At 73.1% G+C, this 21873-nt stretch carries 14 protein-coding genes; 9 read left to right on the top strand and 5 right to left on the bottom strand.

All coding sequences use genetic code 11. The features are described from left to right. Positions 1-624 (bottom strand): serine/threonine-protein kinase (locus tag EF918_RS16705; RefSeq protein WP_148141239.1); only part of this gene is annotated, 624 nt, incomplete at its 3' end. A 354-nt stretch (positions 625-978) separates the two neighbouring features. On the opposite strand from EF918_RS16705, the gene EF918_RS16700 reads away from it, so the two are divergent. The 5 genes from EF918_RS16700 (at position 979) to EF918_RS16680 (ending at position 10237) form a co-directional block, all read left to right on the top strand. Beyond that, a complete protein-coding gene (locus tag EF918_RS16700; protein ID WP_125646407.1) occupies positions 979-4032 on the top strand; it encodes an FtsK/SpoIIIE domain-containing protein in 3054 nt (1017 codons plus the stop codon). Between the two features lie 140 nt (positions 4033-4172). Further along, positions 4173-5543, top strand: a complete 1371-nt coding sequence (locus EF918_RS16695) for an ABC transporter substrate-binding protein (RefSeq protein ID WP_125646405.1) — start codon at positions 4173-4175, stop codon at positions 5541-5543. 121 nt (positions 5544-5664) lie between these two features. Further along, a complete protein-coding gene (locus EF918_RS16690) occupies positions 5665-6927 on the top strand; it encodes a carbohydrate ABC transporter permease (RefSeq protein ID WP_260610273.1) in 1263 nt (420 codons plus the stop codon). Further along, the gene (locus EF918_RS16685) at positions 6924-7835 is read left to right on the top strand and encodes a carbohydrate ABC transporter permease (RefSeq protein WP_125646403.1); all 912 of its coding nucleotides are present in this window, start codon (positions 6924-6926) and stop codon (positions 7833-7835) included. Before EF918_RS16690 ends, EF918_RS16685 begins: the two co-directional genes overlap by 4 nt. A 137-nt stretch (positions 7836-7972) precedes the next feature. After that, entirely contained in the window at positions 7973-10237 is a 2265-nt protein-coding gene (locus EF918_RS16680; protein ID WP_125646401.1) for a bifunctional glycosyltransferase family 2 protein/CDP-glycerol:glycerophosphate glycerophosphotransferase, read from the top strand. Positions 10238-10307: 70 nt separating this feature from the next. On the opposite strand, the gene EF918_RS16675 is transcribed toward EF918_RS16680, so the two are convergent. Next, positions 10308-10970 carry a TetR/AcrR family transcriptional regulator gene (locus EF918_RS16675; RefSeq protein ID WP_125646400.1) on the bottom strand — a complete coding sequence of 221 codons (663 nt, stop codon included), beginning with the start codon at positions 10968-10970 and terminating at the stop codon, positions 10308-10310. Positions 10971-11177: 207 nt separating this feature from the next. Between EF918_RS16675 and EF918_RS16670 the strand changes: the two genes are divergently transcribed. Next, positions 11178-12038, top strand: a complete 861-nt coding sequence (locus EF918_RS16670) for an ABC transporter permease (RefSeq protein WP_125646411.1) — start codon at positions 11178-11180, stop codon at positions 12036-12038. After that, positions 12031-12798: an ABC transporter ATP-binding protein gene (locus EF918_RS16665; RefSeq protein WP_125646397.1), complete on the top strand. Its 768-nt coding sequence runs from the start codon at positions 12031-12033 to the stop codon at positions 12796-12798. Before EF918_RS16670 ends, EF918_RS16665 begins: the two co-directional genes overlap by 8 nt. Before the next feature lie 17 nt (positions 12799-12815). Here the strand turns inward: EF918_RS16665 and EF918_RS16660 are convergent, their stop codons facing one another. Beyond that, a complete protein-coding gene (locus EF918_RS16660) occupies positions 12816-14630 on the bottom strand; it encodes a serine/threonine-protein kinase (RefSeq protein WP_185921770.1) in 1815 nt (604 codons plus the stop codon). A gap of 118 nt (positions 14631-14748) precedes the next feature. Between EF918_RS16660 and EF918_RS16655 the strand changes: the two genes are divergently transcribed. Next, positions 14749-15564 (top strand): helix-turn-helix transcriptional regulator, encoded by an 816-nt coding sequence (locus tag EF918_RS16655; RefSeq protein ID WP_125646393.1) that lies wholly within the window; start codon positions 14749-14751, stop codon positions 15562-15564. Further along, positions 15561-15797 (top strand): DUF397 domain-containing protein, encoded by a 237-nt coding sequence (locus EF918_RS16650; RefSeq protein ID WP_125646391.1) that lies wholly within the window; start codon positions 15561-15563, stop codon positions 15795-15797. The genes EF918_RS16655 and EF918_RS16650 overlap by 4 nt, the downstream gene beginning before the upstream one ends. An 83-nt stretch (positions 15798-15880) precedes the next feature. Here EF918_RS16650 and EF918_RS16645 read toward each other — a convergent pair whose 3' ends face one another. After that, entirely contained in the window at positions 15881-20833 is a 4953-nt protein-coding gene (locus EF918_RS16645; RefSeq protein WP_125646389.1) for an NAD-glutamate dehydrogenase, read from the bottom strand. Between the two features lie 349 nt (positions 20834-21182). Beyond that, positions 21183-21863, bottom strand: a complete 681-nt coding sequence (locus EF918_RS16640) for an HAD family hydrolase (RefSeq protein ID WP_125646409.1) — start codon at positions 21861-21863, stop codon at positions 21183-21185. Between the last annotated feature and the right edge of the window lie 10 nt (positions 21864-21873).

The following is a 21873-nucleotide window of genomic DNA, read 5'->3' as shown; positions in this document are numbered from 1 at the left end:
GCCGGCGCCGTAGATGTCGACGGCGGAGGTCTGCGGGCGGCCCTCGGCGGACTCGGGGGCGACGTAGGCGGGGGTGCCGACGAACTCGTGGGTGCGGGTCAGGCCCGGGGAGTCGGCCAGGCGCGCGATGCCGAAGTCGGTGAGCATCGGGCGCATCCCGCCCTCGCGCTCGTCGAGCAGGACGTTGGCGGGCTTGAGGTCGCGGTGGACGACGCCGTCGGCGTGGCTGGCGGCGAGCGCGTCGGCGATCTGGGCGGTCAGCAGACTGGCGGCGACCGGGGTGAACGGGCCGTTCTCACGGAGGTACTTGTGCAGGTCCGGGCCGTCGACGAGGTCCATGACCAGGGCGAGGAGGTCGCCCTCGACCACGAGGTCGCGGGTGCGGACGATGTTGGGGTGGGTCAGGCGCAGCAGGACGGAACGTTCGCGCAGGAAGCGCATCACGACGTCCGGGTCGTGCGCCAGCTCCTCCTTGAGGACCTTGATGGCCACGGTCTCGCCGGGCTGCCCGGCGACCGCCGCCTCCGCGCCCGCGGTCTCCCTCTGGCGGGCACGCCAGACGGTGCCCGTAGCGCCGCGTCCCAGCGGCTCTTCGAGCAGGTACTTGCTGCCGACTGGCCGCACGTCTCGCGCTCCCCTGCTTGCTGTGTCCATGAGTGGTTTTTTCCGGCCCACTCTAGGGGGTGTCCCTGTGCAAGACGCAGGGCGCGCGGTGACGGTTGCCGCACATTTGTACGAAGAAGGTCGTTTCGAGCGTATGCCGGGGGCGTTTTACGTCCGGATGTGCACGGGTAGTGTCCCCGCCGGAGATCGATCAAGATCATTTTTCTACGGGTGCCGGGCGTGTTGTCCGCGGCAGGTGCGAGGATGCATCCGTACGGGACGACCGGGGGGCGGCGATCATCGGGCAGGGCCCGCCGTTCCCCTGCCGGGCGCACATCGCGCACCGCGCAGGCGCAGAAGGGACCGCTGACGGCGATGCAGATCCGGCTGACCGTCCTCGGGCCGCGCAGCGGCCACCAGCCGCTCGCGCGGGCGAGCTGTGACGTGCTCGTCACCGCGCCGGCGGGCACCGCGCTGGCGGCGGTCGCCGCCGGGCTGGTCTCGACCGTCGGGGGCCCCGACACCGGCGGCACCGTGATCCTCTACGCCGGCCAGGAGCGGCTGGACCCGCAGCGGCGGGTGCTCGGCGAACCGCCGCTGGTGGACGGCGCCGTGGTGGCGGTGCACCAGCCGGTCTCGCCCGACGCGGACGCCGCGGACGCGGTGGCCGAGCTGCACGTGGTGGCGGGCCCGGACGCGGGCGGGGTGCACCTGCTGCACCCGGGCGCGATCCGCATCGGCCGCTCCGCGGAGGCCGACGTCCCGCTGGACGACCCGGACGTCTCGCGGCTGCACTGCGCGGTCACGGTGACGGAGGACGGCCGGGTCACGGTGGCCGACCTCGGCTCGACCAACGGCACCACCCTCGACGGCGCCCGGCTGGGCCCCGCCCCGGCCCCCTTCGCCGTGGGCTCCCTGCTGCGCACGGGCGAGTCCACCCTCCGCCTCGCACCCCCGGCGCACACGGCCCCGCTGCCCCTGATCCCCGACCTGGAGGGCCATCTGACCCTCCCGGACCACCCGGGCCCCGCCACCGCCCCGGCGGAGCCGGCCGGTGCCGGAGGCGGAGCCGGCGGGGCCTTCCCGGTCGGCGCCGACCACCCGCACGGTCCGCCGGCGTACCCGGCGGCGGGCGACCCGGGCGCGTACGCGGGCGGCTCCCCGGGCGGGCAGGCGGCCGCCTACGCGGGCGGGCACGCGGCCGCGTACGCCGGTGGCCCCGCGGGCCCGTACGCCGGTGGCCCCGCGGGCCCGTACGCCGGCGGCCCCGCCGGCGCCCGGCCGGATGCGGCCGGGCCCGAGACCCCGGCAGAGGCCGAGGGTTCACCCCGGCCCCGCCGCGGGATCGGCGCCTGGGCCCGGCGCTGGGTCGGGCGGGACGAGGCGGTCGAGGTCGGGGTGCCGGCCGAGGTGGCGGCGGCGCCCGCCGCGCCGGTGGCCGACGACGCGGCCGCGCTCCTGCTGGCCGCGCTCGGTCCCACCCCGCGGCTGTGGTCGCGCGGGCCCGGCCATCCCGAGGAACTGGTCGTCACGCTCGGCGCCGGGAGCCCCGTGGCGCTGCGGCACACCGCGCTCGGCGTGGCCGGGCCGCGCGGGCGGGTGCTCGGCGTGGCCCGGTCGCTCGTGGCGCAGGTGACCGCGCTGCACGCGCCCGGCGACGTCGAGGTCGTGCTCGTCGCCGCCGACCGGGCCCGGCCACTGCCCGAGCGGGTACGGGACTGGGCCTGGCTCGGCTGGCTCCCGCACACCCGGCCCGGCCACGGCCAGGACTGCCGGCTGCTGCTGGCCCACGACCGGGACCAGGCCACGGCCCGGGTCGCCGAGCTGACCCGGCGGCTGGACGACAGCCCGCTGGGGCCCGGCTGGGCCGCCGCCGGGCCCGAGGAGGTCCAGGCCGCCGCCGCCCGGCACACCGGCGTACGCACCCTCGTCGTGCTCGACGGGGATCCCGGGCCCGGTCCGCTGCGCGACTTCACCGGACGGCTCGCCTCGCACGGGCGGGCCGCCGGCATCCATGTGCTCTGCCTCGCCGAGGCGGCCCCGGCCGGCCCCGCGTCCCCCGTCACCGACTCCTACGAGCAGGCCTGCGCGGCCCTGCCGGCCTTCCGGGACTGCGCGACCGTGGCCCTGCTCAGCGGGGACGTCGCCACGACCGTCCGGACGTTCCCGGTGGAGGCCGGCCGCCCCGCCGGCCACGGCACCACCGCCACCGCGGACGCCGTCTCCGCCGCCTGGGCCGAGCGCTTCGCCCGCGCCCTGGCCCCGCTGCGCGCCCACGGCACCGTCCCCGGTCCCCGCCCGGCCACGGCCGCGCTGCCCACCGCCTCCCGGCTGCTGGACGAGCTGGGCCTGGCCCGGGCCACCCCGGCCTCGCTGATGGCCCGCTGGGCGGCGGCCACCGAGCAGGGCCAGGGCGTGGGCGGCCTGGCCGAGGTCGTCCTCGGCAGCGGGCTGCGCGGCCCGGTCGGGGTCGAACTGGTCTCCGAGGGCCCGCACCTGCTGGTCGAGGGCCCGCCCGGCAGCGGCCGAACGGAGCTGCTGCGCAGCGTGGCCGCCTCCCTGGCGGCGGCCGCCCGCCCGGACCGGCTCGGCCTGATCCTCCTCGACGGCGCCGGCGGAGACCGCGGCGAGGGCCTGCAGCCGTGCACCGAGCTGCCGCACGTCTCGGCCCATCTGGTGGCCTCCGACCCGCTGCGCATGCGGGAGTTCGCCCAGGCGCTGGGTGCCGAGCTCAAGCGGCGGGCGGAGCTGCTGGACGGGGTCGCCTTCACCGACTGGCACGCCCGCCGGGCCGTCGCAGGCCATCTGGTCTCCCCGCGCCCGCCGGCCCCCGGCGAGTTCGACCCGGCCGGCGGCCCGCGCACCGGCACCCTGCGGCTGCGCGCGAGCAGCGTCCGTACGGAGCCCGCCTCGGGCCCCACCCCGCTGCCCCGCCTGGTGGTCCTGGTCGACGATCTCGACGCCCTGGTCTCCCCCGCCCTGGGCAGCACCGGCCGCCCCGCCGCCGGTTCGGTGGTGCGCGCCCTGGAGGCGGTGGCCCGCGACGGCGCCCGGCTCGGCGTGCACCTGGTGGCGGGCAGCGCCCGCCCGGACCGCACGGCCGACACGGAGCTGGCCCGGATCAGTCCGCTGCGCGTGGAGCTGGCCGCCCCGGACCAGCCGGGGCCGGGCCGGGCGGTGCTGCGCCACCCGGACGGGCGGATGGTCCCGTTCCAGGCCGGCCGGGTGACCGGCCGGATCCCGCGGACGGCGACCCAGAGGCCCACTGTGGTGCCGCTGGAGTGGGAGCGGATGGGTGATCCTCCGGCCCGCCGCCCGGTGCGCGAGCTGGGCAACGGCCCGACCGACCTGGCGCTGCTGGCCAGTGCCCTGGACCGGGCCTCCCACCTGGTCTCCGCGATACCCGTGCTGTTCCCGCCCGCCCCCTGAGCACCACCCGACCCGCGCCCGACCGGCCGCGTACGGGCGCGCTCCGGGCCGGTTCCTGCCGTGACGCGGTATTGCGGCCCGCCACCGGGTCGGCGTAGACCTGTGGCACGCGACACACCACGGGTATCGGGGGCACAGCCATGCGCACGCAACGTACCGGTCGGAAGACTCGCACCTGGGCGGCGCTCGCCGCCGCGGGCGCCCTGGCGCTCACGGCGTGCGGGGGCGGGGGCGGGAAGGACCCGAAGGAGGACCCGCCCGCCGGCGCCACCGCCGGGTCGAAGGAGAGCGTGGCCTTACCGAAGCTGGACGGCGAGAAGCTGGAAGTGGCCGCCGTGTGGACCGGGCCGGAGCAGGAGAACTTCACCAAGGTCCTCAAGGAGTTCGAGAAGCGGACGGGTGCGAAGGTCACCTTCGTCCCGGCCCAGGACCCGATCGTCACCTTCCTCGGGACGAAGGTCGCCGGCGGCCAGCCGCCGGACGTGGCCCTGCTGCCGCAGGTCGGTGCGCTGACGGCGGCCGTGCAGAACAAGTGGGCGCAGCCGGTGGGCCCGGAGGCCCAGGCGCAGCTCGACAAGAACTACTCCAAGGGCTGGAAGGACCTCGGTGCGGTCGGCGGCACCCAGTACGGCGTGTACTACAAGGCCGCGAACAAGTCGCTGGTCTGGTACAACACCAAGGCGTTCGAGGCCGCGGGCGCCAAGGTGCCGAAGACCTGGCCGGAGTTCCTCGCGACCGCCGACACCGTCTCCGCGTCCGGGGTGCCGGCCGTCTCGGTGGCGGGCGCCGACGGCTGGACCCTGACCGACTGGTTCGAGAACGTCTACCTCTCCCAGGCCGGCCCGGAGATGTACGACAAGCTGGCCAAGCACCAGATCAAGTGGACGGACGCCAGTGTCGGGGAGGCCCTGCGGACGCTGGCCGCGCTGTTCGGCCGCAAGGACTTCCTGGCGGGCGGGCAGAGCGGGGCCCTGTCCACGGAGTTCCCGAAGTCGGTGACCCAGACGTTCACCGGGGGCGACCGGCCGGCCGCGGCGATGGTCTTCGAGGGTGACTTCGTGGCCGTCAACATCGCCCAGACGGAGGCGAAGATCGGCGCGGACGCCAAGGTCTTCCCGTTCCCGGCGGTGGGGGCGAAGGCCCCGGTGGTCTCGGGCGGTGACGTGGCCGTCGCGCTGAAGCCGTCCAAGGGCGCGCAGGCCCTGCTGACGTTCCTGGCCTCGCCGGACGCGGCGGAGATCCAGGCCCGGCAGGGCGGGTTCGTCTCCCCCAACAAGGCCGTGGACCCGGCCGCGTACCCGAACGAGATCCAGCGCGGTATCGCCCAGGCGCTGATCGCGGCGGGCGACGACTTCCGCTTCGACATGTCGGACCAGGCTCCGGCGGCCTTCGGCGGGACGCCCGGGGCGGGCGAGTGGAAGGCGCTCCAGGACTTCCTGGCGAATCCGTCCGACGTCGCCGGGACCCAGGCCCGGCTGGAGGCGGACGCGGCCAAGGCCTACGGGAACTGACGCCGTGTCCGGCCTGAGGAAATCCGGCACGACGAGCACGACGGGCACGAGCGGCGCCACGGGCACGCCCGGCGCGTCCGCCGCCACCGCCGGCCCCCGCGGGCGGTGGCGGGGGCGGGCCGTGGCCGCGGCGTTCCTGCTGCCCGCGCTGGTGCTGCTCGGGGCGCTGGTGGTGCATCCCATCGGCTACTCGCTCTACCGCAGCTTCTTCGACCGCTCCGGCGAGACCTTCGTCGGCGTGGACAACTTCCGGGAGATCTTCGCCGACGACACCATCCGTACCGCCCTGCGCAACACGGCGGTGTGGGTGGTGCTGGCGCCGACCACGGCGACCGTCCTCGGGCTGGTCTTCGCCGTACTCACCGAACGGGTGCGCTGGGGCACCGCGTTCAAGCTGGTGGTGTTCATGCCGATGGCGATCTCCATGCTCGCGGCGGGCATCATCTTCCGGCTGGTCTACGAGGCCGACCCGGACCGGGGCGTGGCCAACGCGGTCTGGGTGGGGGTGCACGACACCTTCGCGGAGTCCTCGGCGTTCCCCAAGGCGCGCCCGGGCCGGGACTCGCCGCTGGTGCCCGCGGGCGGCGGCGCGTACGTGACGAAGGAGCCGGTGCGGGCGGGCGTCCCGGTGCTGCTGCCGCTGGTCGGCGTGGCCCCGGACGCGCTGCCCGACGGTACGCGGCCCGCGGTGGCGCCGGCCGCCGAGCCCGGCAAGGTCACCGGCACCACCTGGCAGGACTTCACCCGCGGCGGGGGCGGCCGGACCAACGCGGTGGACCCGGCCGAGTCCGCCTACGCGGGCATGCGGATCGAGGCCGTGCGCGACGGCAAGGTCGTGGAGCGCACCACGGCCCGCGCCGACGGCACGTTCACCCTGTCCGCGAAGGCCGACGGGGCGGTGCTGCGGCTGCCGGCGGAGAACTTCCGGGAGCCCTACGCGGGGGTGGACTGGCTCGGTCCGGTCCTGGTCACCCCGGCCGTCATCGGCGCCTACGTGTGGATGTGGGCGGGCTTCTCGATGGTGCTGATCGGCGCCGGGCTGGCGGCCGTACCGCGGGAGCTGCTGGAGGCGGCCCGGGTGGACGGGGCGGGCGAGTGGCAGGTGTTCCGCCGGATCACCGTGCCGCTGCTGGCGCCCGTCCTGGCCGTGGTCCTGGTCACCCTCGTGATCAACGTGATGAAGATCTTCGACCTGGTCTTCGTGATCGCGCCCGGCTCGGTGCAGGACGACGCCAACGTGCTGGCGCTCCAGCTCTACCGGACCTCGTTCGGCACGGACGCCGACCAGGGGCTCGGCAGTGCCATCGCCGTGCTGCTGCTGGTGCTGGTGGTGCCGGTGATGCTCTACAACATCCGCCGGATCCGCCGGGAGGGACGCCGATGACCGCCACCACGCCCGCCGCGGCGCGGGCCGCCCGGCCCGCGTCCACGACCGCCGCCCGGGTCTCGACCGCGTCCCGGCTCGCCGCCCGGGCCGCGGGCGGGGCGGTCCGGGTGTTCCTGGTCCTGGCCGCGCTGTTCTGGCTGCTGCCGACCTTCGGCCTGCTGGTGTCCTCGTTCCTGTCGCCGACCGACCTGAACAAGGCCGGCTGGTGGCAGGCCCTGACCGCGCCGGCCCGGCTCACCACCGACAACTACGCCCGGCTGCTGGAGAACGAGACCATCACCGGCTCCCTGCTGAGCACGGTGGCCATCACCGTGCCGGCGACCCTGCTGGTGCTCGTCGTGGGCGCGCTCGCCGGGTACGCCTTCGCCTGGCTGGAGTTCCCGGGCCGGGACTGGCTGTTCCTCGTCGTGGTCGGGCTGCTGGTCGTACCGGTGCAGGTGGCGCTGATCCCGGTCTCCGAACTCTTCGGGGCGATCGGCCTGTTCGAGACCACGGCCGGGGTGGTGCTGTTCCACACCGCCTTCGGCCTGCCGTTCGCGGTGTTCCTGCTGCGCAACTTCTTCGCGGAGATCCCGCGCGAGCTGCTGGAGGCGGCCCGGCTCGACGGCGCGGGCGAACTGCGGCTGTTCGCCCGGGTGGTGCTGCCGCTGGGCGGTCCGGCGATCGCCTCGCTCGGCATCTTCCAGTTCCTGTGGGTGTGGAACGACATGCTGGTGGCGCTCGTCTTCGCCGACTCGGCGCACCCGCCGGTGACGGTGGCCCTCCAGCAGCAGGTCCGGCAGTTCGGCAACAACATCGACGTCCTCGCCCCGGGCGCGTTCCTGTCGATGGTGGTCCCGCTGGTCGTCTTCTTCGCGTTCCAGCGGCAGTTCGTCTCGGGGGTGATGGCCGGTGCCGTGAAGTGACGCACCACGGTGACGCGCGGGCACCCCGCTGACGTGGGTCGATGACGCCGCGTAACCCGATTGCCACACTCGGCGTAACCAGTTGATCGTCACATCGGTTCCCGGCAGAAATGCCCGCGCCGACCCCTGGATGTGCCGTGCCCCGGTTCAGCGTCATCGTGCCCGCGTACAAGGTTCAGGCGTACCTCCAGGAGAGTCTGGACTCCGTCCTGTCGCAGTCGTTCGCGGATCTGGAAGTGATCGCGGTCGACGACGCCTCCCCCGACGGCTGCGGCGCGATCATCGACGCGTACGCGGCCAAGGACCCGCGGGTCACCGCCGTGCACCTGCCGCACAACGGCGGCCTGGGCCCGGCCCGCAACGCCGGGCTGGCCCGGGCCACCGGGGACTACGTCCTCTTCCTCGACGGCGACGACACCTTCACCCCCGGTGCGCTCCAGGCGATCGCCGACCGGCTGAAGGCGACCGGCTCCCCCGACGTCCTGGTCCACGACTACGCCCGCGCCTTCTGGACCGGCGAGGTGGTCCGCAACCGGCTCGCGCACCGCCTCGCCGAGGACGGCCCGGCCAGCTTCCGGCTCGCCGACCGCCCCTCGCTGCTGGGCATGCTGATGGTGGTGTGGAACAAGGCCTACCGCCGCGAGTTCGTCGAGCGCGAGGGCCTGACCTTCCCGCCCGGCTTCTACGAGGACGTCGCCTGGACCTACCCGGCGCTGCTGGCCGCCGAGTCCGTGGCCGTGCTGGACCGGGTCTGCGTGCACTACCGCCAGCGCCGTACGGGCTCCATCCTGACCACGACCACCCGCCGCCACCTGGACGTCCTCGACCAGTACGAGCGGCTCTTCGGCTTCCTGGCCGAGCGGCCGGAGCTGCACCGCTGGCGCCCGGCCCTGCACCGGCGGATGGCCGAGCACTTCTGCGCCCTGTACGCCGACCGGCGCCGGCTGCCGCGGTCCTGCCGGGCCGAGTTCTTCCGCCGGGCCGCCGCCCTGCTGCGCGGGCACCGGGCCAAGGGTCCGGTCCCGCTGTCGCTGTCGCGCACCGACCGGCTGCGGCACGCCCTGATGCGCCTGGGCGTGCGCCGGACCTACCGGGTCCTGTCGGTGCTGCGGGGTGCGGGCCTGGCCGCCGGCCGGGCCGGGACGGCCGCCGGGCACGGCCTGCGCGAGGCGGCGCTGCGGCTGCACTACCGGCTCCAGCGGCTGCTGCCGCTGCGCGCGGACCTCGCCGTCTTCACCGCGTACTGGCACGGCGGCTACGCCTGCAACCCGGCCGCGATCGAGGCGAAGCTGCGCGAGCTCGCGCCCGCCATGCGCACGGCGTGGATCTGCGACCCCGCGCACCGCTCCACCCTGCCGCCGGCGACGACCCCGCTGAGGCCGGGTTCGGCGGCGTACTTCACGGCGCTCGCGCGGGCGAGGTACCTGGTCACCAACGTCAACGTCGAGCGCGCCCTGGTCAAGCGGCCCGGCCAGGTCCTGGTGCAGACCCAGCACGGCACCCCGCTCAAGCGGGTCGGCCTCGACCTCCAGGACCGCCCGGCGGCCACCCCGACCGCGGACTTCGCGGGCCTGCTGCGCAGTGCCGACAGCTGGGACTACCTGCTGTCGGCCAACCGGCACTCCACCTTGGTGTGGGAGAAGGCGGTCCCGGCGGCGTACACCACGCTGGAGTACGGCTATCCGCGCAACGACGTCTTCCACCGGGCCGACGCCGAGCGGGTGCGGGAGCTGCGCGAGCGCCTCGGCGTCCCGGCCGGGACGACCGCGATCCTGTACGCGCCCACGCACCGCGACTACCGGCGCAGCCGCCCCGAGCACCTGGACTTCGAGCGGCTGCTGCGCGACCTGGGCCCGCGGTTCGTGGTGCTGGCCCGGGGCCACCTCACGTACGGGTCGGGCCCGTTGGCGCCGGACCGGCACCAGCGGCTGATCGACGTCTCGGCGTACCCGTCGGTGGAGGAGCTGTGCCTGGCCTCGGACGCGCTGGTCACGGACTACTCGTCGCTGATGTTCGACTACGCCGCCCTGGACCGGCCGATGGTGATCCACGCCGACGACTGGGAGGCGTACGAGGCCGCCCGGGGCACCTACTTCGACCTGCGGGCCTGTCCGCCCGGGGCGGTCGCGCGGACCCAGGACGAGCTGGTGGACATCTTCACCACCGGCCACTGGCGGGGCTCGCGCTCGGCGCAGCTGCGGGCGGCGTTCCGGGCCCGGTTCTGCACCCTGGACGACGGGCACGCGGCCGAGCGGGTGGTCCGGCACGTCTTCCTGGGGCAGACCAGCGGGCTGCCTCCGGTCGTCCCGCTGGAGGAACGCCGCCCGGCCCCGGCCGCGTCGGCACCGCCGGCGGCGGCCGACGCGCCGCTGGCGCGGCTGGGGGCGGGACTGTGGCCGTAGGGCGGCGGGACGTGCACGGGGTGTGCGGCCCGAGGCTGCGCGGCCGGGGGCTGCGGCCTGAGGCTGCGGTTCAGGAGGAGGCGGGCCGGGCGGCGCTGAGGCCGGCGACGACCGAGCGGGCGAGCTCGTCCAGATAGGCCGCCGGGGTGGCGTCGCGGACGACCACCTGGCGCCAGTACAGCGGGCCGATGGCCAGGTCCAGGGCGTGGTCGGGGTCGGTGTCCGCGGGGAGTTCCCCGCGGGAGACGGCCTCGGCGACGATGCCCTCGGCCATCCGGCGCTGCCCGTCGAGCAGGGCCCCGCGCACGGCGTCGGCGATCTCGGGGTTGCGGGAGGCCTCCACCAGCAGGTCCGGGATGACCGCGGACGCCACCGGGTGGCGCAGCACGTGCGTCATGACCTCCAGCAGGGCGCGGACGTCGCCGTAGAGCGAGCCGGTGGCGGGGACCGGCAGCCCGTCCACGGCGAACGCGCCGACGAGGTCCAGCACCAGGTGCAGCTTGGACTTCCAGCGCCGGTAGACGGCCGTCTTGCCGACCCCGGCCCGGCGGGCGATCCCCTCGATCGACATCCGGGAGAAGCCCACGGCCGCGAGTTCGGCGAGCACGGCGGCGCGGATGGCCTCCGTCACGTCCTCGCGCAGGACGGCGGCCCCGGCGGGGGCGCGGCGGGCGGCGGGGGTTCCTTGGGGTGCGGCGGTGGCGGACGGTGTGGCGGCAGGGTCCGTGGTCATGCACAGAGCATATAGCCGGGTCGCCGCCCCAGCCCCGTAACGACGAAACGGTTGCGTTCCGACGATCAGCGCCCTACGCTCACCGTAGCGACGATACGGACCCGTCCCGACGAATGACCAGCGAAGGCCCGAGGGAAAGCGACCGCCCCTGTGACCACGACCACCCGGACCAGCCCGGCGGCGGCACCGCCCCGGCCCGAGCCGAGCATGGCCGAGCTGGCCGCCGCCCACGGCCTGACCATCAGCGGCGCCCGCCCCTCCCTCCCGGAGTACGTGCGGCAGCTGTGGGGCCGGCGCCACTTCGTGACGGCGTTCGCGACGGCCCGTATGTCGGCGCAGTACAGCGAGGCGAAGCTCGGGCAGGTGTGGCACCTGGTCACCCCGCTGCTCAACGCGCTCGTCTACTACTTCATCTTCGGCATCATCATGAAGGCGAGCCACGGGGTCCCGGACTACATCCCGTTCCTGATCACGGGTGTCTTCATCTGGGACTTCATCGGCAGCTCGATCAACACCGGCACCCGGGCCATCCACTCCAACATCGGCCTGGTCCGCGCCCTGCACTTCCCCCGGGCGAGCCTGCCGATCTCCACGGTGGTCCAGCTCTTCCAGCAGCTCCTGGTGACCATGGCCGCCCTGGTGGTCCTGCTCCTGGCCTTCGGCCAGACGCCGAGCGCCTCGTGGCTCCTGGTCGTCCCGACCCTCTTCCTGATGCTGGTCTTCGCGGGCGGCTGCGCCATGATCATGGCGCGGATCGGCAGCAAGATGCCGGACGTCAGCCAGCTCATGCCGTTCGTCCTGCGCACCTGGATGTACTCCTCGGGCGTCATGTGGAGCATCGACTCGATGCTCTCCAAGGACGACTTCCCGCACTGGGTGCTCCTCGCCCTCAAGTGCAACCCGGCGGCCGTCTTCATCGACCTGATGCGCTTCGCGTTCATCGACAGCTACCCCGCCCACGCCCTGCCCCCGCACGTCTGGGCGATCGCGGCCGGCTGGGCCCTGCTCGCCGGCGTCGGCGGGTTCGTCTACTTCTGGAAGGCCGAGGAGGAGTACGGCCGTGGCTGACACGCGTATCCCCACCGTCATCGCCGACGACGTCCACGTCGTCTACAAGGTCAACGGCGGCAGCAAGGGCAAGGGCAGCGCCACCGCCGCCCTCAGCCGGATCCTGCGCGGCGGCAGGCCCGAGAAGGGCGTGCGCGAGGTGCACGCCGTCCGCGGCGTGAGCTTCATCGCGTACAAGGGCGAGGCCATCGGCCTCATCGGCACCAACGGCTCGGGCAAGTCCACCCTGCTCAAGGCCATCGCCGGCCTGCAGCCGGTGGCTTCGGGCCGGGTCTACTCGCACGGCCAGCCCTCGCTGCTGGGCGTCAACGCGGCCCTGATGAACGACCTCACGGGCGAGCGGAACGTGATACTGGGCGGCCTGGCCATGGGCATGACCAAGCAGCAGATCCGCGAGCGCTACCAGGAGATCGTCGACTTCTCCGGCATCAACGAGAAGGGCGACTTCATCTCCCTGCCCATGCGCACGTACTCCTCCGGCATGGGCGCCCGCCTGCGCTTCTCCATCGCCGCGGCCAAGGACCACGACGTCCTGATGATCGACGAGGCCCTGGCCACGGGCGACGCGGCGTTCCAGAAGCGCAGCCAGAAGCGCATCGAGGAACTGCGCGCCACGGCCGGCACGGTCTTCCTGGTCAGCCACAGCATCGGCACGGTCCGCGAGACGTGCGACCGCGCGATCTGGCTGGAGCGCGGCGAACTCCGCATGGACGGCCCGGTGACGGAGGTCTGCGACGCGTACGAGGCCTTCAGCGGCTGAGCCCGGCCTCGGCCGGCCTACGGGACGTACCACTGTTGGGACTTGTTGTTCGGTTCGCACGGGACGACCGTCAGTTGTTTGCCGGGGCCGTTGTCGGTGAGGCAGCCGGCCATGAAGGAGATGTCCTTGATGAGGTAGGCGGAGGTGCCGGGGACGCGTTCCAGGTTCCACCAGACGCCTCCGCCGCCGCCCAGTTCGGCGCGGACCGTCTCGTTGAACTGGGTCAGGGCGCGGCCGAGGTAGGAGCCGTTCGGGGCGCAGGCGTGGAACGATTCGTAGTTTGAGCGCTCGTAGACCCAGCCGAGGGCCGTGGTGCCGCCCATGACCACCTTGGTGCCGGCCGCCGTGCTGTTCGAGGCCAGGCCCACCTTCAGGCCGTCGCCCACGTTGGTGATCGCGCCCCAGACTCCGCCGCCGCACCCCTGGGGCGGTGAGCCGGGGCTGGTGCCGCCTCCTCCGCCTCCCCCGCTCGGGGTGCCGTTCGTGGGCGGCTTCTGGCCTCCGCCGCCGGCGTTGCCGCCGCCGCCCGACGGGCTGCCGCTGCCGGGCTGGGCCGGGTTGCCGCCGCCGCCCGGCTGCTGGCCGCCGCCGCCCGGCTGCTGTTGCTGGCCCCCGCCCGCTCCCTGGCCGGCGCCGGCCGGGTCCTGGCCCGGCGGTACCTGGCCGCCGACGCCGGGTGAGGGGCTCTGCGACGCCGTGGGCGGCGGCGCCGAGGCTCCCGGGTCCTGGCTCCCGCTGCCCGGGGCCGCCGGGGCCGACGCGGACGTGGACGGCTGGGCCCCCGCTCCTTGGGCGTCGGCCTCCTTCGCCCAGGGCGCCACCTGGAACACCGTCACCGCCACCGTCGCGGTGACCGTCACCGAGACCGCGACCGGCACCGCCACCCCCTCCGGGAGCCCCAGCCGTTGCCACCACTTCTTCCGCTCGCGGACGGTCACGGCCGCCGCCTGAGGTCGGGCCACCACCGGCCCCGCCGGGGCGTCGAGCTCGGCCAGCGGCCGGCCCTCCGCCGCGCGCCGGGCCGCCGCCGCCATGACCGAGGCATCGGCGTACCGCTCCTCGGGGTGCTTGAGCAGCGCCCGCGCCACGAAGGCCCGTACGGGCTCGGGCAGGGCCTCGGGCAGCGGCGGAGCGGGCTCCCGTACGTGCTTCAGGGCGATCTCCACCACCGACTCCCCCGTGAACGGGGGCTCGCCGGTGAGGAGTTCGTAGACCACCACGCCCATCGAGTAGAGGTCCGACGCCGCGACGGCGCCGAGCCCCTCGGCCTGTTCCGGGGCCATGTAGAGGGCGGTGCCGAGCACGGCGTGCGAGTCCGTGATGCCGGTGCTGGCCGCGCTGGAACGGGCGATCCCGAAGTCCGTGACGGTGACCCGGCCGTCCCCACCCAGCATGAGGTTGGACGGTTTGATGTCCCGGTGGGTCACCCCTTGCAGGTGCGCCGCGTGCAACGCGTCCAACGCCTGACCGGCGATGTCCAAGGCCTGGGCCGGCTCCATCGGGCCCGCCTGCACCCGGACCTCGTTGAGGGGCCGCCCTTCGACCAGTTCCATCACGATGTACGCCACGCGCTCGCCCGACTCGATCTCGGTCTCGCCGTAGTCGTGGACGTCCACGATGCCCGGATGGCTGAGCGAGGCCAGGACCGTGGCCTCCCGCCGGAACCGTGCCGCGAACGCCGGATCGTCCAGGAGGGTGGGCAACAGGACCTTGACGGCGACCTGCCGCCGCAGCACGCTGTCGTCCGCGCGCCAGACCTCCCCCATCCCGCCGCCACCGATCCGCTCGGTCAGCGCGTAACGGTCCCCCAGGACCGTGCCTCGTCCCCACATCCCGTTTCCCCCGTGACATTTCACATGTGCGGTCGCGCACAGGGTAGTTGGCCGTACCAAAGTTTTGTACGGGTCCATGGAGTAGACGCCCTCTGTGACGTGCCGTGACGATTGATGCATGGTGAGTGACGACGCCGACCGTGCCGCGCTGCGCAACTTCGGCCAGATCGTGAAGGCTTCCCGGAACCGGGCCGGGCTGACCCAGGAACAACTGGCCGCCCAGATCAACTACTCCGTCGAGGCCCTCGCCTCGGTGGAACAGGGCCGACGCCACCCGTCGCGCAGGATGGTGACCGTGGTGGACGAGGTGCTCGACGCCTTCGGGGTGATCCTGATCGCGTGGAAACAGCTCAACCGCAGGCGGGGTCTGGCCAAGTGGTTCCAGCACTGGGCAGAGCTGGAGGACCAGGCCATCGCCCTCAACACGTACGAAAGCCGGTCCGTACCAGGGCTGTTGCAGCCCGAATCGTACGCCTGGGCCCTGATGGCGGACGCTCTGCCGCCGCCACCCAGCGAAAAGGCGGAGGCACGTATCGCAGCCCGTCTGCAGCGGCAGGAAATACTGACCCGCACGCCGCACACCGTCTTCAGCTTCATCATCGACGAGGTGGTGGTCCACCGGCAGAGCGGCGGCCCTGAGGTGACCCGCGAGCTGATCGACCACCTGCTGGAGTGCGGCCAACTGCCCAACGCCGACATCCAGATCATGCCGCTGGTCAGCCCCCGGCATTCCGGGCTCGGCGGTCCCTTCCGCCTCCTGGAGACCCAGGAGCACGAGTGGTACGGCTACAGCGAGGGCCAGCAGCTCGGACGGGTGCTGTCCGACCCGAACGACCTCAGCGCGCTGCACCTCCGGTATGCCAAACTTCGCATCCAGGCCCTCAATCCGGTGGACAGCGCGGGCCTGTTGAAGCGAATGCGAGGGACCTTATGAGCACTCTGCAGTGGTTCAAGAGCAGCTACAGCAGCGCCGACGGCGACAACTGCGTGGAGGTCGCCCTCTCCTGGCACAGGTCGACGTACAGCAGCGCCGACGGCGACGACTGCGTAGAGGTCGCGCCCTGCGCAGAAGCCGTCCACGTCCGGGACTCCAAGGTCGTGCCCGGGCCGGAGTTCGCCGTGAGCCCCGACGCCTGGACGGAGTTCCTCGGCTACGCCACCGCGTGAGCCGAGGACGGCCCAGGACGGCCGAGGCCCCGGCCCCCGGACGGAATCCGGGGGCCGGGGCCTCGGTGTGAGGGCGCTGCGCCCTAGGCGTGGGCTCGCAGGAGCGAGCGCATGGTGCGCATCGCCACCGAGAGGTTGGCCAGGTCGAAGTCGTCCGAGCCGTGGATCTCGTCCAGGGTGGTGCGGGCGCGGCCCAGCAGGGCCGCGTTCTTCTGCTCCCAGGCCTCAAAGCGCTCGTGCGGCGTGGACGTGCCGTTGCCGACCGAGAGGACGTCCGCCGTCAGGGCGGCGTGCGCCGCGAACAGGTCCTCGCGGATGGCGGCGCGGGCCATGGACTGCCAGCGGTCGGCCCGCGGCAGCTCGATGATCCGGTCCATCAGCTGGGTGATGTTCAGGCGGTCGGCCAGGTCGTAGTAGACCTCGGCCACGTCGAGCGGGTCCTTGCCGATGCGGTCGGCGATGGCGACCACGTCGAGGGCCGGGAAGGCGGAGGAGAACCCGGCGACCTTGGCCGCCAGCTCCTCCGGCACGCCGGCCCCGGTCAGCTCGGCCACGATCGACTCGTACCACTCCAGGTCCGCGCCGCGCACCAGCTTGGGCAGCTCGGCCCAGACCTGCGCGACCCGGGCACCGAAGAACTCGATGGTCTGGGTGATCTCCAGCGGCTGCGGCCGGTTGTTGAGCAGCCAGCGGGTGCCGCGCTCGACCAGGCGGCGGGAGTGCAGCCGGATCCGGGTCTGGACGTCGGCCGGGACCTTGTTGTCGAGGGCCTCGACGGCGTCCCAGACCTCGGCCATGCCGAAGATCTCGCGGGCCGAGAGCTGGGCGCGGACGATCTCCTCCAGGGAGGCCCCGGTCTCCTCCCGCAGGCGGTGCAGGAAGGTCGAGCCACCGGTGTTGACGGTGTCGTTGACCAGCAGCGTCGTGATGATCTCGCGGCGCAGCGCGTGGGTGTCGATCGCCTCGGGGAACTTCTCCCGCAGCGCGGCCGGGAAGTAGGCGTGCAGCAGGCCGCGCAGGTACGGGTCGTCCGGCAGCGGGGTCTGGATGAGGTCGTCCGCCACCGTGATCTTGGTGTAGGCGAGGAGGACGGCGAGCTCCGGCTGGGTCAGGCCCTTGCCGGTGTTGAGCAGCTCGCGGATCTGCCGGTCGTTGGGCAGGAACTCCAGCGCTCGGTCGAGCTTGCCGTCGCGGCCGAGGCGGCGCATGAAGCGCTGCTGGGCGTGGAGCAGGCTGGCGGCCTGGGCGACGCCGTTGGCCAGGGCGGTGTTCTGCGCGTAGTTGTTGCGCAGCACCAGGCGGCCGACCTCGTCGGTCATCTCGGCCAGCAGCTTGTTGCGCTGCTTGAGGGTCATGTCGCCCTCGGCGACCAGGGCGTTCAGCAGGATCTTGATGTTCACCTCGTGGTCGGAGGTGTCCACGCCGGCGCTGTTGTCGATGGCGTCGGTGTTGACCTTGCCGCCGTCGCGGGCGAACTCGATCCGGCCGAGCTGGGTCAGGCCGAGGTTGCCGCCCTCGCCGACGACCTTGACCCGCAGGTCCTGGCCGTTGACGCGGATGGCGTCGTTGGCCTTGTCGCCGACGTCGGTGTGGGACTCGGTGGACGCCTTGACGTAGGTGCCGATGCCGCCGTTCCACAGCAGGTCCACCGGGGCCTTGAGGATCGCCTGCATCAGCTCGGCCGGGGTCAGCTTGGTGACGCCGGCGTCGATGCCGAGGGCCTCGCGGACCTGCGCGTTGACCGGGATGGACTTCGCCGAACGCGGGTGGATGCCGCCGCCGGGGCTCAGCAGCGCGGTGTCGTAGTCGGCCCAGGAGGACCGGGGCAGCTCGAACAGGCGGCGGCGCTCGGCGTAGGAGGTGGCCGCGTCCGGGTTCGGGTCGATGAAGATGTGCCGGTGGTCGAAGGCGGCGACCAGGCGGATGTGCTCGGAGAGCAGCATGCCGTTGCCGAAGACGTCACCGGACATGTCGCCGACGCCGACGACCGTGAAGTCCTGGGCTTGCGTGTCGTGGCCCAGCTCGCGGAAGTGTCGCTTGACCGACTCCCAGGCGCCGCGGGCCGTGATGCCCATGCCCTTGTGGTCGTAACCGGCCGAGCCGCCGGAGGCGAAGGCGTCGCCCAGCCAGAAGCCGTAGGACTCGGCGACCCCGTTGGCGATGTCGGAGAAGGTGGCGGTGCCCTTGTCGGCGGCGACGACGAGGTAGGTGTCGTCCTCGTCGTGGCGGACCACGTCCTTGGGCGGCACGACCTCGCCGGCGACCAGGTTGTCGGTGATGTCGAGCAGCGCCGAGATGAAGATCTTGTACGAGGCGATGCCCTCGGCGAGCCAGGCGTCGCGGTCCACCGACGGGTCGGGCAGGTTCTTGGCGACGAAGCCGCCCTTGGCACCGACCGGCACGATGACGGTGTTCTTGACCATCTGCGCCTTGACCAGGCCGAGGATCTCCGTACGGAAGTCCTCGCGGCGGTCGGACCAGCGCAGGCCGCCTCGGGCGACCTTGCCGAAGCGCAGGTGGACGCCCTCGACGCGCGGGGAGTAGACCCAGATCTCGAACGCCGGGCGGGGGGCCGGCAGGTCCGGGATGGCCTGCGGGTCGAACTTCATCGACACGTAGGAGTGGGGCTCGCCGGCGGCGTTCTTCTGGAAGAAGTTGGTCCGCAGGGTGGCCTTGATGAGGGTGAGGAAGGAGCGCAGGATGCGGTCCTCGTCGAGCGAGGCGACCTGGTCCAGGGCCCCGTCCAGCTCCTCCAGCAGGGCGTCGACGAGCTCGCTGCCGGCGGCCTGGTGGCTGGGCGACAGGCGGGACTCGAAGAGGGAGACCAGCAGGCGGGTGGTGTGGACGTTGTTGCGGAGGGTGTCCTCCATGTAGTCCTGGCTGAAGGTGGAGCCGGCCTGGCGCAGGTACTTGGCGTACGCGCGCAGGACGACGGCCTGCCGCCAGGTCAGCCCGGCGCGCAGCACCAGGGTGTTGAAGTTGTCGTTCTCGGCCTCGCCGGTCCAGACGGCGGCGAAGGCCTCCTGGAAGCGCTCGCGGGCGTCGTCGCCGAGGTAGGCGTCGCCGTTGCCGGAGGGCGCGGGCAGGCGCAGGCCGAAGTCGTAGATCCAGGCGTGCGAGCGGTCGACGCAGCGCAGCTCGTACGGGCGCTCGTCGGTGACCTCGACGCCCAGGCGCTGGAGCACGGGCAGGACGGCGGACAGGGAGACCTGCTCGCCGGTGCGGTAGATCTTGAAGCGGCGCTCGCCGGGGGCCGCGCCGACCGGCTCGTACAGCGAGAGCGCGAAGTCGCGGCCGCTGTCGCGCAGCTTCTCCAGGTGGACCAGGTCGGCCACGGCGCGGGCGGCGGTGTGGTCGGACTTGTAGCCCTCGGAGAAGGAACCGGCGTAGCGGCGCATCAGCTCCGCGGCCCGCTCCTCGCCCAGCTCGGAGGTCAGGGCCTGCTCGAAGCCGTCGGCCCAGGAGCGGGCGGCCTCGACGAGGCGCTGCTCCAGGCGCTCGGCGTCGGCGTCGGTGAGCACGGGCAGCTCGGTGCCCTGCGGGACGCGGACGACGAAGTGGATGCGGGAGAGGATCGACTCGGTGTTCCAGGCGGTGAAGTCGATGCTGGTGCCGCCGAGCTCCTCGCGCAGGATGTCCATCAGGCGCAGCCGGACACCGGTGGTGAAGCGGTCGCGCGGCAGGTAGACGAGGGCCGAGTAGTAGCGGCCGTACTCGTCCTGGCGCAGGTACAGGCGCAGCCGGCGGCGCTCCTGGAGGTAGAGCACCGAGGTGACGATCTCGCGGAGCTTGTCGACCGGGGTCTGGAACAGCTCGTCGCGCGGGTAGGTCTCCAGGATCTGGAGGAGGTCGCGGCCGTCGTGGCTGTGGGGGGAGAAGCCGGCCTGCTCCAGCACCTCGGCGACCTTGCGGCGGATCACCGGGACGCGGCGCACGGACTCGGTGTACGCGGCGGAGGAGAACAGCCCGAGGAAGCGGCGCTCGCCGATGACGTTGCCGTCGGCGTCGAACTTCTTGACGCCCACGTAGTCGAGGTACGAGGGGCGGTGGACGGTGGCGCGGCTGTTGGCCTTGGTCAGCACCAGCAGCTTGTGCTCGCGGGCCTTGACGCGGGCGTCGGCGGGCAGCCGGTTGAAGGAGGGCGAGACCGGGTGGCCGTCGTCCTTGCTGCTGTGCTGCGGGTCGGAGCGCAGGATGCCGAGGCCGGTGCCGGGGACGGCGGCGAGGGCGTCGCCGTCGACCAGGTTGTACTCGCGGTAGCCGAGGAAGGTGAAGTGGTCGTCGGCGAGCCAGCGCAGCAGCTCGCGGGCCTCTTCGAGCTCGTGCTCGCGCAGGTCGGCGGCGGTGGGCTCGTTCGGGAGGTCGTCGGCGATGCGCAGCGCGGCGTCGCGCATCTTCTCCCAGTCCTCGACGGCCTCGCGGACGTCGGACAGGACGCGCAGCAGGTCGGCGGTGATCTGCTTGAGGTCGGCCTTGTCGGTCTCGCGGTCGATCTCGACGTGGATCCAGGACTCGACGAGGGCGTCGTGGGGGCGCGCGGTGCGGGGGCCGTGGGCGTCGCAGTCGGGGCCGAGGATCTCGATCAGCTTGCCGGTGACGTCGCGGCGGACGACGACCTGCGGGTGGACCACGAGGTGGATGCCGCGGCCGACGCGGGAGAGCTCGTTGGTGACGCTGTCCACCAGGAAGGGCATGTCGTCGGTGACCACCTCGACGACCGAGTGGCTGGAGGTCCAGCCGTTCTCCTCGACGGTGGGGGTCTGCACGCGGACGTTCGCGGTGCCCTGCGGACGGTTCTCGGCGAGCCGGTAGTGCGAGAGGGCCGCGCCGAAGACGTCGACCGGGTCGCGGTCGGTGAGGTCCTCGGGAGCGGTGTGCAGGTAGTAGCGCTGGAGGTACTCGAGCACCGTGTCGCGGTCGGGGCGCTCCCCCTGCTCGGACCCAGTCGGAAGTAGCCCCCCGGCCGGGCTGTTCTCAGCTACCCGTGCCGCCCGCGCGAGCAGCTCGGCCTTTGCTTCGTCCAGCTTGGTCTGCATGTCCTCATGGCTCCTGTCGCGCGCCGTTGCGTGACGTAGGTGAAGGAAGGAATGACGCGGCGCCGCGCTGCGGGGTGCGCAGCCGGCGCTGTGTCGAAGGGAGAAGCGGCCGGGAGGGAACAGGCCAGGGGGCCGTGGTCCCGGCAGCGGCGATCAGCGAGGGCCCGGGCACCATGGTGTGCCGGGCGCATGCCGGGGGCGTGGCCGCCCCCGAGGACTATCGCGCTGATCACGGGTACAAGGCTATCTCGCCTGCCCCCCCGCTCGTCATTCACTGCATCTGTACAAAACCTGGCCCAGAACTTTGACACTCTGGCCAGCGACTGGATCGAACCGAACGTGCCAGTGCCTATCCGGCCAGTTCGCGGGCTGCGAGGACGGCCTCGGCCAGGGTGTCCACGACGGGGACCCCGGCCGATTCCAGGCTTGCGCGGCTGTGGGATCCGCCCGTGTAGAGCACGGCCCGGGCGCCCACGTGGGCGGCGGCGCGGGCGTCGTCCACGGCGTCGCCTATGAGGACCGTACGGGAGGCGGTCACGCCCGCCGGGGCGAGGGCCTGCAGATGCCGTACGAGATGTCCTGCCTTGGAGGTGTGGGAGGGGCCGGTCCGGCCGTCGACGCGGACGAAATGGCGGTCGATGCGGTGGGTCCGGACGAGCGGGACGAGCTGGTCGTGGGGCGCGAGGGACAGCAGGGACTGACTCATTCCCTGGTCCTGCCAGTCCTGGAGCAGCTCGCGGGCGCCGTCGGTGAGGCCGGCGGTCTCGGCGGCGGCCCAGTAGTGGCGGTGGAAGGTCTCGTCCATGACGAGCCACTCGGCCTCGGTGGGCAGCCGGCCCATGATCCGCTCGTAGAACTTGGGCACCGGGACGACGTACAGGTCGCGGTACTCGTCGAGGGTGAGCGGGGCGAAGCCGAACTCGGCGAACGAGGCGTTGGTGGCGGTGATGACCGCGTCGATGTCGTGGAGGAGGGTCCCGTTCCAGTCCCATACGAGGTGGGGGCCGGGGGCAGGGCTCGCGGCCCCCACCTCGTATGGG

Source organism: Streptomyces sp. WAC06614 (assembly GCF_003949795.1).
Lineage (GTDB): Bacteria > Actinomycetota > Actinomycetes > Streptomycetales > Streptomycetaceae > Streptomyces.
This window is presented reverse-complemented; position numbering and strand designations above follow the sequence as displayed.

What these genes read in the sequence shown, in the direction of transcription:
- EF918_RS16655 (WP_125646393.1), top strand. Translation starts at nt 14,749, where the DNA reads ATGGTGAGTGACGACGCCGACCGTGCCGCGCTGCGCAACTTCGGCCAG.
- EF918_RS16695 (WP_125646405.1), top strand. Translation starts at nt 4,173, where the DNA reads ATGCGCACGCAACGTACCGGTCGGAAGACTCGCACCTGGGCGGCGCTC.
- EF918_RS16645 (WP_125646389.1), bottom strand. Translation starts at nt 20,833, where the DNA reads ATGCAGACCAAGCTGGACGAAGCAAAGGCCGAGCTGCTCGCGCGGGCG.
- EF918_RS16660 (WP_185921770.1), bottom strand. Translation starts at nt 14,630, where the DNA reads ATGTGGGGACGAGGCACGGTCCTGGGGGACCGTTACGCGCTGACCGAG.
- EF918_RS16685 (WP_125646403.1), top strand. Translation starts at nt 6,924, where the DNA reads ATGACCGCCACCACGCCCGCCGCGGCGCGGGCCGCCCGGCCCGCGTCC.
- EF918_RS16650 (WP_125646391.1), top strand. Translation starts at nt 15,561, where the DNA reads ATGAGCACTCTGCAGTGGTTCAAGAGCAGCTACAGCAGCGCCGACGGC.
- EF918_RS16700 (WP_125646407.1), top strand. Translation starts at nt 979, where the DNA reads ATGCAGATCCGGCTGACCGTCCTCGGGCCGCGCAGCGGCCACCAGCCG.
- EF918_RS16670 (WP_125646411.1), top strand. Translation starts at nt 11,178, where the DNA reads ATGGCCGAGCTGGCCGCCGCCCACGGCCTGACCATCAGCGGCGCCCGC.
- EF918_RS16675 (WP_125646400.1), bottom strand. Translation starts at nt 10,970, where the DNA reads ATGACCACGGACCCTGCCGCCACACCGTCCGCCACCGCCGCACCCCAA.